We start from the raw sequence: 14,711 nt of genomic DNA, 5'->3' as shown, positions 1-14,711 counted from the left end.
TTAATCATCTTTTGTATCGTGTTTGTTCTTTTCGTCACGCTGATCTTTTTTTAATTCGTCGATAGGGACAGGGTCTACATTCTGCTCAGTTTCATGCTGATCAAGAATACTTTCTTGGGACTGTTCGGCATTCTCAGGGTTATCATTTGTTCTCTTCGTCATGATGGTTTGTCCTCCTTAAAATGATTGCTTCCTATACCATACCCGTGTGGCAGGGTGGAAAACCTCCCAAAGGATATTGAAAAAAAGAAAGCCGCCTGATGAAGGCGGCTTTCTGACATACGGGTTAGATTTTTACATCGATTTTAGCATTTTTCTTTAGGTCTTCCACATGCTGAACAAGTTTTTCCTGTTTCTTCTGTTGTTCCAGCTGAGTTTTGATCTGTGGTTTTACATCTTCAAACTTTGGTGCATCCTTTGATTGATCCTGACCTTGTTGGCTGGCATACTGATCATAAAACTTCTTCATTTCATCTTCAGTCACTTCGTCGACCTTGATTTCTTTTTCAACGTAATTTGTGTATTTGATGTTCTCAGCAATTTGAGTTTTCAGCTCGTCCATTGTAAATCCGGCTTTTTTCATGGCTTCTTTGAATTGCTTGTCATCTTTGTATTGCTTTTTCACTTCTTCGAGCTGTTTGTTGATTTCATCATCTGTTGCTTTATAGCCTTTTTCATCAGCCTGCTGCATAAGAAGGGTTTGCCCAACCAGACTGTCGATGGTTTGATCTTTGATTTTCTTTGCCGCATCTTTACTTGTCGGGTCCTGTCCCATTTGTTGATACTGCATCTGTGATTGAGTCAAGACATTGTTAAAATCTTCACCTTTGATTTTTTCGTCATTGACAATGGCAACGACCTTGTCTTTTTCCACCTTTTGTTCATCCATTTTCTTTTGCATTTCTTCCATTTTCTTCGCTTGCTCTTCTTGTGCCTTTTTGTCAGAGGCTTCTGTTTTCGGTTTATCGTCAGCTTTTTGGCTCTCCTCATCCGAACCGCAAGCGGCTAGTCCAATTGATAATAATGCTACTAGTAAAGTCGTTAATAGTTTCTTCATAATAGACTCCTTTCAGAACTAAGGTGTGATTTCCAAAAAAATCACTTAATGCGCATTTTAAATGAAAAACCCGTAAAAAGAAAGTATTTAGGCCAAAAAGTATTGATTGTAATAAGGATGAAACACAGAGGGATACCCAACTATCCTTTTCAATACCATTATGCATGCGATTACAAAGGAGTAACCACCCAAAAAGAAGATGTAAAAAAGAAGAGAATTATTACATGCAAAGCTAAAAAAAGAGGCTGCTTAAATCGAGGCATTCTCCATTTAAACAACCTTAAAAAATATTGGGGACCAAAGAATACTGTCAAACAACCTTCTATTTGAATTATAGAGACTCAAGGGGAGTCGGCTCAACCAACATATGGGGAGATGAGGGCTGACCTCTGTCCATTTCCATGCGCTATTCCATCTTCTTCAGCCCTTTTCATGAAAAACAATAATTATAAGCATATTTAAGAGGGGAGAATGTAAAAAGCGATACTTTTAAAAGTTTATGGATTCACTTGAAAATACGCTTTAAATCATATAAGATAATAGAGAACACAATATTTTGTGTTTATGACTATATATATAACTACATATTGATTATAACCTGTGAATAAGGTGTCTGATGAGACTTAAAAGGGAATCCGGTGAGAATCCGGAGCTGTCCCCGCAACTGTAAGTGCTGACGAAATAAGGAACTGCCACTGTCGTATCGATGGGAAGGCCTTAAAGTAGAATGAAGCGCGAGTCAGGAGACCTGCCTTATTTATCACGTGTTATCTTCTTCGGGAATTGGGAGGATAAAGCGAGGATTGAAATAGCCGGAAGTCTATTACTATCTCCGTATTTATAAAGCCCATCCTATTAGAAGGATGGGCTTTCTTTGTACTCCCTCCCCACTGTGTAAAATGGGAGGAATAGTTATGTCAATTACAGTAAATGAACAGCAAAAAGAAGTGGAAGGAATTCTTGATACTCTGCACAATCGGTTTTCGGATCTTTATTTCGAAGAATACAATGAGAAGATTTTGTTATATGCAAATCAACAGACCGATCTGACCAAAGAAAAGCTCTATCATTTCATGATCCTGGCAGCCGTTGAACGGATCACCTCACAAGAACCGGGATGGACCTATGTGGCCCAATCGATATATATAAAGGATCTATATCATAAAGTCTCCCGGGCAAGGGGGATACCAGAAGCCGATCTTTACGGATCCTTCTATGAACGAATCAAAGACTTAACCGCAGCAGGGTTATACTCCCCGGCACTGCTGGATTCATATAATAGGGAGGAAATGGAACATCTGGGGTCGATGTTGGACTCAAGCCGTGACGATCTTTTTACTTACATAGGAATCGTTACATTGGCCGAAAGGTATTTAACAAAGTCCCATGAAGGAAGAATTCTGGAGTTGCCTCAGGAGCGCTTTATGATCATTAGCATGACGCTGTTCAGGAACGAAGCGAAAGGAAAGAGAATGTCATTGATTAAAGAAGCTTATTGGGCCCTCTCCAATTTGTATATGACGGTGGCAACGCCTACGTTTGCGAATGCAGGAAAAAGCCATGGCCAGTTATCCAGCTGTTTCATAGATACTGTGGAGGATGACTTAAGAAGCATTTATGACAGCAATACAGACGTTTCCACCCTGAGCAAAAATGGCGGAGGACTTGGTATTTATTTGGGGAAGGTAAGAAGCAGGGGCAGTGATATTAAAGGCTTTAAAGGGGTGAGTTCAGGAGTCATCCCCTGGATGAAGCAGCTGAATAATACGGCGGTTTCCGTCGATCAATTAGGTCAGCGTCAAGGGGCGATTGCCGTCTATTTAGATGCCTGGCATAAAGACATCTTTCCCTTTCTTGATACCCGCCTGAACAATGGGGACGAAAGGCAAAGGACCCACGACCTTTTCACAGGTGTCTCTATACCGGATTTATTTATGGAACAAGTGGAGAGTAGAGGAGACTGGTATCTATTTGACCCTCATGAAGTGAAAGTGGTCATGGGGTTTTCCCTGGAAGATTTCTATGACGAAAAAGAAGGCGGTGGTTCTTTTCGGGAGAAATACCGGGAATGTGTGGCCCACCCATCCCTTTCGAGGGAAGTGGTGCCGGCAATTGACATTTTTAAGCGGATCATGATATCCCAGCTCGAAACGGGGACCCCCTATATGTTTTACCGGGACACAGTCAACCGTTTAAATGCCAATCACCATAAAGGGATGATCTATTGCAGTAATTTATGTACGGAAATCGCTCAGAATATGAGTGCCACGGTCGTAGAAGAAGAAGTGATACAAGACGGGAAGATTGTGACCTACAAGTCACCGGGAGACTACGTCGTCTGCAATCTCGCCTCCATCTCCTTAGCCAAGGCCATTATGGAAGATGAGTTGAAAAGAGTCGTATCCATAGGGGTAAGGCTTCTGGATAATGTGATCGATTTGAATGACCTTCCAGTGCTTCAGGCTCAAATAACCAATCAACGGTATAGGGGAATCGGGTTAGGCACCTTCGGATGGCATCACCTTCTTGCGTTAAAAGGATTAAAATGGGAAAGCAAGGAGGCAGTGGACTATTGTGATTTCCTTTATGAAGAGATTGCTTACTACACGATAAAAGCAAGTCACGAACTGGCAATAGAGAAGGGGGCATATCCTTATTTCGAAGGATCGGACTGGTCCACGGGAGAGTATTTTACAAAGCGTGGATATTCCAGTGAGAGATGGATTGAATTAAGGGATGAGGTTTCTGACAAAGGGATGCGTAACGGATACCTAATGGCCGTTGCACCCAATTCTTCCACTTCCATCATCGCTGGATCATCTGCGAGCATCGATCCGATATTCAGGCTCCAGTATTCCGAAGAAAAGAAAGATTACAAGATTCCAGTTACCGCTCCTGATTTATCCCCGAAAACCACCTGGTATTACAAGACGGCCTATACGATAGACCAACATTGGAGTGTGGAACAGAACGAGAAGAGACAGAGGCATATTGATCAGGGGATTTCGTTCAATTTGTATGTGCGAAATGATATTAAGGCCAAACAATTATTGGATCTTCATCTCGATGCATGGAAGTCCGGCTTGAAAACCACTTATTATGTCAGGTCAACGTCCGTGTCCAATTTTGAAGAATGTGAAAGTTGTCATAGCTAGCAGGGAGGATGGATGAAAGATGAATGGATTGAAACAGCGGGTCCTGATCGATTCACAGGCACCGAATAAATCAACGGGAATTATAAATGGGGAAAGCTCCAATATATTAAACTGGGATGACGTGCGATTTTCTTGGGCTTATCCCAAATATAAGAGAATGCTGGGGAATTTCTGGACCCCTTTTGAAATCAATATGGCCAAGGATATAAAGCAATTCCCTACTTTATCAGAAAGAGAGCAGAACTCCTTTTTGAAAATCATTGGGCTGCTAGCCCTTCTTGATAGCGTTCAGACCGATTATGCAGGGAAAGTGGCAGATTATCTGACCGATTCCAGTTTGAATGCCCTGATGATCATATTGGCTCAGCAAGAGGTTGTGCATAATCATTCCTACAGTTATGTCTTGTCCAGCATTGTTTCGAAAAGTAAGCAGGATGAAGTATTTGACTACTGGAAGAACGATCCCATTCTGATAAAGAGAAATGAATTCATTACAAATGGATATAAGGGGTTTGTGGAAGCGCCGACGGTTGAACATTTATTGAAATCGATTATTTTTGATGTCATTCTGGAAGGGTTGTTCTTCTATTCTGGTTTTGCCTTTTTCTACAATCTGGCGAGGAACCAGAAAATGGTTGCAACAAGTACGATGATCAATTATATCAATCGGGATGAACAGATCCATGTGGGGTTATTTGAAAAGATATTTAAAGAGGTGTTGAACGAGTATCCGTCTTATCGCACAGAGGAGCTCTATATCTTCGGGAAGGAAACATTTAAACAGGCAGCCCTCCTTGAAATAGAGTGGGGAAGGGAAATCATCGGAGACCATATGGAGGGTCTCTTAATGAGCGACCTGGAGGATTATATAAAATTCATGGCCAATAAGAGAGCGAAACAATTGGGTTTTGATGATCCTTTCGAGGGGTACAAGACCAATCCACTCAAATGGATCATAGCCTATCAGGAAGTGGATAGAGGGAAGACCGACTTTTTTGAACAAAAATCAAGACAATACACGAAGACATCGGATGCGAATGGATTTGATGAGCTTTAAATAGGCCATAACAAAAAGCGAGTCAGCACGACTCGCTTTTTGTTATCTTTTTTCAATGAAAGGACCATAATCCCTTCTTTTATGTTGAACGGCCACCCATTTCACCGTCGTGAATTCTTCGAGGGCCCATTCTCCGTTAAAGCGTCCGAGCCCTGAATCCTTCTCACCACCGAATGGCATATGGGGCTCGTCATTCACGGGTTCATCATTGATATGGATCATCCCGGTCTCTACTTGATGCGCCACGTTCGTCGCTCTCTCGATGGAAGAAGAGTGGACCGCACCGCTTAAGCCGTATGGGTGTTCATTCGCTAAACGTATAGCCTCTTCATCCTCTTCAAACGGAATGATGGCTGCAACCGGTCCGAAGATTTCATTCTTCGCAATCGGCATTGAGTTTGAAACATGGGTCATGACGGTAGGATGCAGTAAGTTCTTATCTGCGCTGCCTCCAAGTACGACTTCTGCCCCCTGCTCCTTACTGCTCTCAATATCTTTCAATATCCGGTCTACTTGGTTCTGGTCAATCAATGGCCCGATATGGGTCGTTTTTTCCGAAGGGTCTCCTGCATTCAGCTGTTTTACACGAGATACAAAGGCATCCACGAACTTATCATATAAGCCTTTTTGAACGATGATCCGGTTGATGCTCATGCAAATTTGCCCTTGATGATAAAATTTACCGAATAGTGCGGATTCGACAGCCTGATCGAGGTCTGCATCATCAAGGACGATGAAGACGTTATTCCCGCCTAATTCCAGAGCCGTTTTCTTGAGATTCTTTCCTGCAAGCTCACCGATATGTCTCCCCACTTCGGTTGAACCGGTAAAGGATATTAAACGGGGAATCGGATGAGTCACAATGTCATCCCCAATTTCCGAACCTTTACCCACGACTACATTCAGTAAGCCTTTTGGAAGGCCCGCTTCTTCAAAAATACTTGCAAATAAAAGTCCGCCTGTCACGGGAGTATGTGTGGCCGGTTTAACGACGACCCCGTTTCCTGTTGCCAGGGCAGTCGCAATGGACCGCACGGCTAAATGGAATGGGAAGTTCCATGGGCTGATGACGCCTACGACTCCAAGTGGTTCTCTATATACACGGTTTTCTTTCCCCGGAACCTGGGAGGGCAGGATTTTTCCTTCCATTCTATACGGATACGTAGCAGCTTCCTTCATGCTGTTAATGGAAACAGTCACTTCACCAGCAGCTTTCATATACGTGCTGCCGGACTCCTTGATCAGCCATTCAATAATTAGATCCTTGTTTTCTTCCACAACGGAGACGGCCTTTTCCATGATCTCCCTCTTTGTTTGAGGAAGTTCATGAGCCCAGGATTTCTGGGCTTCTTGTGCGGACTTGTAGGCTTTATCGAGATCTTCCTTACTGGCTGCTGTGATGGAACCTATTTCGGTATGGTCAAAGGGGTTCAGATTGGGAATCGAATTTTCACTGCTTCCTTCCACCCATTCACCATTGATGAAAAGCTTGTCAAATTGAGTATTCATGAACATTCTCCTCCTTGTTGTTTACATGTCTTGTTGGGTTGGGCGTACAATGATCTCATTTACGTCTACATGATTTGGCTGCTCGACGGCATAAGAAATCGCTTTGGCAATATTCTCACTGTCGAGGGGCTTCATGTCACGATCCTTGAATCCGGCTAGGATATCTTCATCTGTGATCGTTTCAGTCAGCTCAGTCGCTACAGCCCCAGGACAGATGATCGTTGTCCGGATGTTATGGGATGCGTTCATTTCCTGCCTCAATCCTTCCGTGATCGCACGGACGGCATATTTGGTCCCGCTATAAACAGAACTGCCCGGCATCACTTTATGACCGGCAACCGATGAAATATTAATGATGTGTCCTGATTTTTTCTCCTCCATATAAGGAAGAACCGCAGCTATTCCATAGAGTACCCCTTTAATATTTACATCAACCATCTGGTCCCATTCTTTGATTTTGCGTTTATTGATAAGTGACAGGGGCATCAGTCCGGCATTATTGACCAATACATCGATTTGTCCGGCTTCTTCCACCGTTTTTTTCGCCAGTTGTTCCATTTCTTCGACGTTGGTCACGTCTGTTACATGATAATAAGCCGTGCCGCCCATCTGCTCTATTTCATCTTTTAATTCCTTTAATCGTTCTTCCCGTCTCGCGGCAAGCATCACGGTGATGTCTTTCGATGCTAATTCCTTTGCCGTTGCCTGACCAATCCCACTGCTTGCTCCAGTAATAATCGCTACTTTCTTTGAACTCATAATCATTTTCTCCTCCTTAAAAAATCCTTTAGCTTATTTACCTCCTTATTGTTTACACGGTTTATTGGAGAGTTAAACAATATAGAGAGAGTTGGGGAGTTTCAGATGTACGAAATACCCTCGGTGTATAACCGGATGAATGGTCAATACTAGCTTTTATATAGTAGAGATACTTCCAAATATAAGAAAAAGATGTTTAGTAATTCCTGCCCTGGGAATATACATAGTAGATGAATGAGAGGAGAGGTTGTTTAGATGGCGAATCATTCTACAGAGGAAAAGATGGAGTCAAAGGTAGACAATACACTGGATCGGATGTCCCAGGATAAAAAAGAGGATATTCTTTCAAACTTTGACCATTTTAAAGAATACTTAGGTAACAAGGTTTCCTTGGCGGACAAGTTAGGGATGAATGAAGAACAGCAGGCAAAGGCAGCCCAGAAGGTAGGGGACTATCTTGCGGCTCATGAGGAACCGAAAAACAGGGAAGAAAAGCTTTTATATGAATTATGGAAAGCGGGAAACAAGGAAGAGCAGCATATGCTTTCCCATATGCTGGTGAAGCTTGTTCACGCCGAATCGTAACATAGGGACATAAACAAGGGGCATCCGATCGGGTGCCCTTTGTCATAGGTTACATATGTATTTCAGGGTCTACAGAAACAGTCACATTGCCCTTGATGGCTCGGGTGATCATACAGGATTGTTCGGCCTTTAAGATTAATTTCTTAGCGAGTGTGATGTCTTTTTCAGTGGTGGATGGACCCAGTGTCAGGATAGGTCGGTGGATGATTTCCCTATATGTGATGACTCCTTTATCCACTTCCACAATTCCTTCGGATGTCATCGTTAAGTCCGTTTTTTCTATTTGACTTCTTTCAAGCATCGCCGCAAGTGTGATGATGTAACAGGTAGCAGCAGCCCCGAGAAGCATTTCATCAGGATTTGTCCCGATTCCGGGTCCGTCCATCTCAGACGGGATTGAAATTTTTGTATGAAAATTCTCTGAGCTCAAGGTACCGATATCATTCCTGAGTCCCGGCCAATCAGTCGATATATGAAAAGAGTGTCTAGCCATACACATAAGCCTCCTAGTAAGCATGGTAAGCTAATTGTATACACTTTTTTATGTATTGGCAAAGAAAAAAGACTCTACAGAGTAGAGTCTTCGGTTCAGCATGAATTATGCTTTCGTTACGTTAGCAGCTTGGTCGCCACGGTTTCCTTGAACGATTTCGAAAGAAACTTTTTGACCTTCTTCTAAAGTTTTGAATCCTTCGCCTTGAATAGCTGAGAAGTGTACGAACACGTCGTCTCCACCTTCGCGCTCGATGAATCCGAAACCTTTTTCTGCGTTAAACCATTTAACTGTACCTTCTAACATAATGTTACCTCCTCGTGTGTTCTCCACACAATTGTATTACTATTCTTGCTCATGTAACTTCAAGGCGAAAAGCTTTAAAAACTTTGTCCATCCTTCCATTCCGAACAAAAATAATTCTCTTACATAATATCAGGTAAACGTGCAAAAGGCAACCCTGACGAATGGCTGAAATAAATATGGGCTGATAGAATGCGTGAATATTACATCTATTCTTTCAGCTCAAAAAAAATACGGTGGGGCAGCTGGATTAAAGATTAGTCCGTACATTCCAAAGCTCGGGGAAGAAGCGGTGATCAAGGACTTTTTTTAGATATCCGACACCACTGGAGCCACCTGTACCCATTTTATGACCTATGATCCTCTCCACGGTTTTCATGTGACGGAATCTCCATTGCTGCAGCCAATCTTCAAGGTCTATTAATTTCTCAGCCAATTCGTACAGGTCCCAGTACTGATCAGGATTCTGGTAGACGGTTGTCCAGGCTTCGAGTACTGACTGATCTTCACTATAAGGCTTTTTATAATCACGCTTCTTCACGTCTTCATGAATCGGTAACCCTGCATCCGCCAAAGCCAGGATGGAAACATCATATAGGGAAGGGGCTTCATAGGCCTCTTTAAGCTGGACTAATAAATCTGGATCTTTTTTATATATTTCAAGCACATGCTTCGTTTTATACCCAAGGGCGAATTCAATCATCCTGTACTGGTACGATTGAAATCCTGAGGCTTGGCCCAGGCTGTCCCTGAATTGAACATATTCTGATGGAGTGAGTGTTGATAATACATCCCATGCATGTATGATCTGTGATTGAATCTTTGAGACCCGGGCAAGCATTTTAAATGCAGGTGACAGTTCCCCTTTTTGGATGGAAGAGATGCTTGCACGGATTTCATGCAGGATCAATTTCATCCAAAGCTCACTGACTTGATGGATGATGATGAACAGCATTTCATCGTGGTGACCTGATAACCGCTTCTGACTGTCAAGTAACATATCCAGCCCCAGGTATTCACCATAGGTCATCCTGTTAATAAAGTCCGTATAGACCTCTTCATTACCCATTGAATCTTTCTTGTTTACCATTAGAATTCTCCCTTTCTTTCGTCTGCTACATACAGAGCTGTAAAATATGGTCCCCGATATGTATTTCTTGAAAGAAGGGATGAAATCCTTCATCCATCTTCAGTCTGCCAATTTTTGCAGGGGGAAGAACATTTTTTTAAATAAAATCGTTCGATATCTAGAAAATCATGTTAATATTAGTGCAATTTAAAAAAACGGATGAGGTGAATGATATGGAAAGGTTGTATCTTGCTTCCGAATTGTATTTCCGGAGTTTAAAGAAAGAGGATTGGAAGTCTGTTCATGATTATGCATCACAAGAAGTGGTTTCCAGATATCAGTCCTGGGGACCGAATACGGAAAGGGACACGCTCGCTTATGTCGAGGATGTCCTAAACCAAGAAAAGGTAATTCCTCAAACGAGGTACGTTCATGCTTTAGTCGATGAGGGGGTGAATAAAGTGATTGGTGCGGGAGAACTCATCATCAAAAGCTTTGCTCATCGCAGAGGGGAGATCGGCTATATTCTCCATCCAGACTATTGGGGGAAGGGCTTAGGGACACTTGTAGCTGGGGCATTGATCGATAAGGGATTCTCTGAGTTGAATCTTCATAAGATTTCAGCAACCTGTAATCCTCAAAACATCCCTTCCGAAAGAGTATTAGTAAAGGTCGGGATGACTCTGGAGGGGAGGATACGTCATCATATGAAGTTGAATGATGGATGGAGAGATTCACTGCTTTATGGAATATTGGAAGGGGAGTGGAAAGTTGGGGATAGACATGATGGTATAGCTGACCAGGGTTGAGGAAGGGGAGCGATTCTCTTTATTACACTTGCTCTTTGTCGGCAGGAAGAATCCCGGATTGAAAACGAATGATACAAAGCGGTTGAAAAGGGATTGAATCGTCCTTGAAAGGGGAAAATAACAGTATCTTTTCCTAATTAGGAGACTAAACCCATGAATATCTTACATCACTCAAAGATGGTGACGGTTCGATTTTTTCAGGAGCGATTCTTTGATCATGCTGCACAATTGGCCTACTATCTGTTATTATCGATTTTTCCATTTTTACTATTTGTATTCTCACTGATCAGTTATCTCCCCATCTCAGAAACAAACGTACTCCTTCTTATTAAACCTTTTGCACCTGATAAATCTTACGCCATTATTCAAAGTAATATAGAACGTATTCTTTATGACCAAAGGGGAGATGTCTTATCCATTTCTATTTTCTTTACCTTATGGCTTTCATCAATGGCTGTTCAATCAATGGTGCGTTCGTTAAATCTTGCATATAAAATTGAAAGGAAGAAACCCTTTTTAATCGCATTGCTGTATGATCTCTTGCTGACCGTCGGCTTTATGGTCCTTATTTCATTTTCCCTTATCGTCCCTGTCGTTGAGGAGTATATACGTCATGCGCGATTTACCGAGGGGAAAATTAACGGGGAGTGGAGTCAAATCTGGGTGATCGGGAAGTGGGGATTGAGTTCCATCTTTATGTTCATTCTTTTTGTTTTCCTTTATATGGTTGTTCCAAGTAAGCGCATATCGCTTCTTCATGTCATTCCAGGTGCACTGATTGCTACATTTGGATGGCAAGGGGTCTCTTGGGTTTACGGTACATATGTGAAACTGAACGACTATTCCCAATTTTATGGTCAGCTTGGAAGTGTCATTACATTGGTAGTCTGGTTTTATATATCCTCCACGATCCTATTGATCGGTGGATTGTTGAACGGAAGCGTAGCGGAGAAAACGTTGAAATAGAAATCGCTTGGCTTTGTGCCAAGCGATTTTTGTTTGATATTAAGGGAACGTTATACACGGTTCTCTTCTTTCATCATGACCACGAGCTTCTTTGAAATGGTCAGAAGAATGAACCCCAGTATGATGGCTGCAGCGCCAATGACGGCGAAAATTTCTAAATATCCCAGTGTGGCGGTAAGGGAAGCCAATTGCCCTGCAAGTAAGCTTGCCACGCCAATGGCAGCCATCCAAACGCCCATTAGGAGAGAAGCAATTTTTACGGGAGCTACTTTACTGACGAGAGACAAGCCTACAGGTGAAAGGAATAGTTCTCCGAGTGTATGAAGCAGATACGTAAAGACGATAAACAAAAGGTTCGCTTTGACTGTGATATTTTGTTCATCGGATCCCGTTTGAATGACAGCCGGAATGAGGACCATGAAGCCGAGACCCAGGAGGATCATCCCGATTCCCATCTTTGTCGTCATATTCAAGTCACCCCTTTTCGAGCGTGAAAGCCGTAACCAGACACCTGACAGGATCGGGGCCAGGATCACGATGAATAAAGGGTTGACGGATTGAAACCATGCAACGGGAATCGTATAGCCGAACACTTCACGATCGATGAAGTTCTTGGTATAGAGAGTGAATGAGCTTCCGGCCTGTTCAAACCCTGCCCAGAAAAATACAACAAAGCAAGCAAGGATAAGGATGGCCGTGGTACGCTGCTTTTCCTTCTTCGTCAAAGGAACATTCCGGTCTTCATTCGCTTCTTCTGCCAAAATCTTATTCGGCTTCAACCCAACGTCCCCAAGATATTTATTATTCAATGTACTAAAGATGATCTGTCCTGTGATCATTCCAATAGAGGATGCAAGAAATGCCCATTTAAAGCCATAGTGCATCGTTCCATCCGACATGGTGGTAAGAAACAGGTCTTCTGCAAGAAATCCTGCAATGAGTGGTGCGAATAATGCTCCAAGATTAATCCCCATATAGAAAATGGTAAAGGCTGCATCTTTACGCTTGTCGTTCCGTGGGTAGAGCTCTCCTACGAGTGTGGAAATATTCGGTTTGAAAAATCCATTCCCAAGGACGAGCAGGGCGAGTCCCGCATATAAGCCGATCTGGGAGTGGGTCAGGAAGATGGTGAAGTCCCCGCATGCCATGGTGATTCCCCCGATGGTGATCGCCTTCCTCAAACCGATATAGCGATCCGTCAGCCATCCCCCTAAAATAGGGGTGAAGTAGACACTTCCCGTATAAATTCCATAAATGGATAAGGCCTTCGCGGGATCGACTCCCAATCCTCCGCTCACGAAAGCGGTTGTCAAATAAAGGACGAGTAAGGCCCTCATACCATAGTAGCTATACCGTTCCCACAACTCGGTGAAGAATAACAGGTATAAACCCTTAGGGTGTTTCTTGCCCTGAGGTAAACTGTCTAGCGTTGATGAGTTCACTCTATCACTCCTACTAATGTAATGGGCTGTAATGATCTAAAGCAGAAAAGGGGATCAGTAAACTTTTTTCCAAATCCTTTCATAGTATTCCCGATCTTTTCATAGGCATGTACAAAAAGGGGCGGTGGAGAATTTGTTTAAAGGATGTTTATATTGCGGTCATGAATCGTTAACGGAAAATCAATTATTTATGAGGGAAGAATATGGTGAAACAAAGTGGATGCACCTGACTGGAAGAAAAGTGGGTGGTGATGTGGTCATGTACAGCTGTGATGAATGTGGTTTCCTTCACCCCTTCAACAAAGGAAAACGAAAGAAATTCGAAAGGGAATCTTCGAAGCGCCGCCGGGATATTCGATGGAATATTCGGTGAATAGCATTTGTAGTCGTCTCGCAAATGAAGGTATAATACGAGAAGGGAGGGAGTCAGATGAATACATATCCAGATACGAAGAAGACGATGCAATTGATAAAGGAGCTTGTGGAAATCCCAAGCCCGTCAGGAAACACGAATACAATCATGCGGTTTGTAGAGGAATATCTCTCGGATTTAGGGGTGGAGATGAGAAGGAATCGAAAGGGTGCCCTCATTATCAGCCTGCCGGGTGAAGACAAAGGGAGACACCGCATGCTGACGGCACATGTCGATGCACTTGGTGCCATGGTCAAGGAAATCAAGAGTGATGGCCGGTTGCGTTTATCCATGATCGGCGGTTTCAGATGGAATGCCGTAGAAGGGGAGTATTGCCAGATTGAGACCTCTTCGGGCAAAACGTATAAGGGAACCATCCTCATGCATCAAACATCTGTTCATGTATACAAAAATGCAGGTGAAGCGAAGCGGGATGAAACGAATATTGAAGTCCGAATTGATGAAAAAGTACGGAACGCAAAGGAAGTAAGGGAGCTCGGCATCGAGGTGGGGGATTTCGTATCGTTCGATCCCCGTGCTGAAATAACAGAAAGCGGGTTCATTAAATCCCGTCACCTGGACGATAAAGCAAGTGTAGGAATGCTTCTTCAGTTAATTCGCCATATACACTCTGAAGGAATAACGCTTCCATACACAACCCATTTCCTGATTTCGAATAATGAAGAAATCGGTTACGGGGGGAATTCGAATATCCCTGATGAAACGATTGAATACCTGGCGGTGGACATGGGGGCAATCGGTGACGGCCAATCAACGGATGAGTATACCGTATCCATTTGCGCGAAGGACTCAAGCGGACCTTATCACTACGGACTGCGCAAACATTTAGTCTCATTGGCTGAAGAGAATGGCATAGACTATAAGGTCGATATTTATCCCTATTATGGTTCGGATGCATCTGCGGCCATTCGGGCAGGGTTTGATATTGTCCATGGATTGATTGGCGCAGGGATCGATGCCTCTCACGCATATGAGCGGACACATGAGTCTTCGATTCTTCATACAGAAACATTGCTGTGGCATTATGTACAATCAAAGATGGTCACTGAATGATCAGCAGCCTTCCATCATCCC

15 protein-coding genes and 1 riboswitch are annotated in these 14,711 nt (G+C 43.1%); of the genes, 7 read left to right on the top strand and 8 right to left on the bottom strand.

Going from position 1 to position 14,711, the window contains the following annotated elements; all coding sequences use genetic code 11:
• Together CN378_RS22665 and CN378_RS13730 are read right to left on the bottom strand one after the other, a co-directional pair.
• Positions 1-162 (bottom strand): hypothetical protein, encoded by a 162-nt coding sequence (locus CN378_RS22665; protein ID WP_179884924.1) that lies wholly within the window; start codon positions 160-162, stop codon positions 1-3.
• A gap of 124 nt (positions 163-286) precedes the next feature.
• Positions 287-1,057, bottom strand: coding sequence for a SurA N-terminal domain-containing protein (locus tag CN378_RS13730; protein ID WP_098352798.1), 771 nt, complete (start codon positions 1,055-1,057; stop codon positions 287-289).
• Between the two features lie 590 nt (positions 1,058-1,647).
• A riboswitch (cobalamin riboswitch) is annotated at positions 1,648-1,827 on the top strand.
• Positions 1,828-1,971: 144 nt separating this feature from the next.
• Between CN378_RS13730 and CN378_RS13720 the strand changes: the two genes are divergently transcribed.
• A complete protein-coding gene (locus CN378_RS13720) occupies positions 1,972-4,212 on the top strand; it encodes a ribonucleoside-diphosphate reductase subunit alpha (RefSeq protein ID WP_098352794.1) in 2,241 nt (746 codons plus the stop codon).
• 19 nt (positions 4,213-4,231) lie between these two features.
• A complete protein-coding gene (locus tag CN378_RS13715) occupies positions 4,232-5,269 on the top strand; it encodes a ribonucleotide-diphosphate reductase subunit beta (RefSeq protein ID WP_098352792.1) in 1,038 nt (345 codons plus the stop codon).
• Between the two features lie 42 nt (positions 5,270-5,311).
• Here the strand turns inward: CN378_RS13715 and CN378_RS13710 are convergent, their stop codons facing one another.
• Both CN378_RS13710 and CN378_RS13705 read right to left on the bottom strand, forming a co-directional pair.
• Positions 5,312-6,778, bottom strand: coding sequence for an aldehyde dehydrogenase family protein (locus CN378_RS13710; RefSeq protein WP_098352791.1), 1,467 nt, complete (start codon positions 6,776-6,778; stop codon positions 5,312-5,314).
• Between the two features lie 21 nt (positions 6,779-6,799).
• Complete coding sequence (locus tag CN378_RS13705) at positions 6,800-7,537, bottom strand: SDR family oxidoreductase (RefSeq protein WP_098353043.1); 738 nt, start codon at positions 7,535-7,537, stop codon at positions 6,800-6,802.
• A 255-nt stretch (positions 7,538-7,792) separates the two neighbouring features.
• Between CN378_RS13705 and CN378_RS13700 the strand changes: the two genes are divergently transcribed.
• Positions 7,793-8,122 (top strand): DUF3243 domain-containing protein, encoded by a 330-nt coding sequence (locus CN378_RS13700; protein WP_098352789.1) that lies wholly within the window; start codon positions 7,793-7,795, stop codon positions 8,120-8,122.
• Between the two features lie 49 nt (positions 8,123-8,171).
• On the opposite strand, the gene CN378_RS13695 is transcribed toward CN378_RS13700, so the two are convergent.
• The 3 genes from CN378_RS13695 to kynA form a co-directional block, all read right to left on the bottom strand.
• Positions 8,172-8,615, bottom strand: coding sequence for an SACOL1771 family peroxiredoxin (locus tag CN378_RS13695; RefSeq protein WP_098352787.1), 444 nt, complete (start codon positions 8,613-8,615; stop codon positions 8,172-8,174).
• Positions 8,616-8,720: 105 nt separating this feature from the next.
• Entirely contained in the window at positions 8,721-8,921 is a 201-nt protein-coding gene (locus CN378_RS13690; RefSeq protein ID WP_034763568.1) for a cold-shock protein, read from the bottom strand.
• A gap of 247 nt (positions 8,922-9,168) precedes the next feature.
• Positions 9,169-10,008 (bottom strand): tryptophan 2,3-dioxygenase, encoded by an 840-nt coding sequence (gene kynA, locus CN378_RS13685; protein ID WP_098352785.1) that lies wholly within the window; start codon positions 10,006-10,008, stop codon positions 9,169-9,171.
• Positions 10,009-10,220: 212 nt separating this feature from the next.
• On the opposite strand from kynA, the gene CN378_RS13680 reads away from it, so the two are divergent.
• Both CN378_RS13680 and CN378_RS13675 read left to right on the top strand, forming a co-directional pair.
• A complete protein-coding gene (locus CN378_RS13680; protein WP_179884922.1) occupies positions 10,221-10,796 on the top strand; it encodes a GNAT family N-acetyltransferase in 576 nt (191 codons plus the stop codon).
• Positions 10,797-10,949: 153 nt separating this feature from the next.
• Positions 10,950-11,762 (top strand): YihY/virulence factor BrkB family protein, encoded by an 813-nt coding sequence (locus tag CN378_RS13675; RefSeq protein WP_257141143.1) that lies wholly within the window; start codon positions 10,950-10,952, stop codon positions 11,760-11,762.
• Between the two features lie 50 nt (positions 11,763-11,812).
• Here CN378_RS13675 and CN378_RS13670 read toward each other — a convergent pair whose 3' ends face one another.
• On the bottom strand, positions 11,813-13,204 hold the full coding sequence (locus tag CN378_RS13670) for a peptide MFS transporter (protein ID WP_098352783.1): 1,392 nt from the start codon (positions 13,202-13,204) through the stop codon (positions 11,813-11,815).
• Between the two features lie 133 nt (positions 13,205-13,337).
• On the opposite strand from CN378_RS13670, the gene CN378_RS13665 reads away from it, so the two are divergent.
• Entirely contained in the window at positions 13,338-13,577 is a 240-nt protein-coding gene (locus CN378_RS13665) for a hypothetical protein (protein ID WP_098352782.1), read from the top strand.
• 57 nt (positions 13,578-13,634) lie between these two features.
• Entirely contained in the window at positions 13,635-14,690 is a 1,056-nt protein-coding gene (locus tag CN378_RS13660) for a M42 family metallopeptidase (RefSeq protein WP_098352781.1), read from the top strand.
• Positions 14,691-14,711: the final 21 nt, after the last annotated feature.

The organism is Bacillus sp. AFS015802 (assembly GCF_002561455.1).
Classification (GTDB): domain Bacteria; phylum Bacillota; class Bacilli; order Bacillales; family Bacillaceae_B; genus Rossellomorea.
This window is presented reverse-complemented; position numbering and strand designations above follow the sequence as displayed.

Bases quoted from the DNA above. Each gene is read 5' to 3' on its own strand.
- CN378_RS13715 (WP_098352792.1), top strand. From the start codon at position 4,232: ATGAATGGATTGAAACAGCGGGTCCTGATCGATTCACAGGCACCGAAT.
- CN378_RS13680 (WP_179884922.1), top strand. From the start codon at position 10,221: ATGGAAAGGTTGTATCTTGCTTCCGAATTGTATTTCCGGAGTTTAAAG.
- CN378_RS13710 (WP_098352791.1), bottom strand. From the start codon at position 6,778: ATGAATACTCAATTTGACAAGCTTTTCATCAATGGTGAATGGGTGGAA.
- CN378_RS13660 (WP_098352781.1), top strand. From the start codon at position 13,635: ATGAATACATATCCAGATACGAAGAAGACGATGCAATTGATAAAGGAG.
- CN378_RS13720 (WP_098352794.1), top strand. From the start codon at position 1,972: ATGTCAATTACAGTAAATGAACAGCAAAAAGAAGTGGAAGGAATTCTT.
- CN378_RS13700 (WP_098352789.1), top strand. From the start codon at position 7,793: ATGGCGAATCATTCTACAGAGGAAAAGATGGAGTCAAAGGTAGACAAT.
- CN378_RS13695 (WP_098352787.1), bottom strand. From the start codon at position 8,615: ATGGCTAGACACTCTTTTCATATATCGACTGATTGGCCGGGACTCAGG.
- CN378_RS22665 (WP_179884924.1), bottom strand. From the start codon at position 162: ATGACGAAGAGAACAAATGATAACCCTGAGAATGCCGAACAGTCCCAA.
- kynA (WP_098352785.1), bottom strand. From the start codon at position 10,008: ATGGTAAACAAGAAAGATTCAATGGGTAATGAAGAGGTCTATACGGAC.
- CN378_RS13730 (WP_098352798.1), bottom strand. From the start codon at position 1,057: ATGAAGAAACTATTAACGACTTTACTAGTAGCATTATTATCAATTGGA.
- CN378_RS13690 (WP_034763568.1), bottom strand. From the start codon at position 8,921: ATGTTAGAAGGTACAGTTAAATGGTTTAACGCAGAAAAAGGTTTCGGA.
- CN378_RS13705 (WP_098353043.1), bottom strand. From the start codon at position 7,537: ATGAGTTCAAAGAAAGTAGCGATTATTACTGGAGCAAGCAGTGGGATT.
- CN378_RS13675 (WP_257141143.1), top strand. From the start codon at position 10,950: ATGAATATCTTACATCACTCAAAGATGGTGACGGTTCGATTTTTTCAG.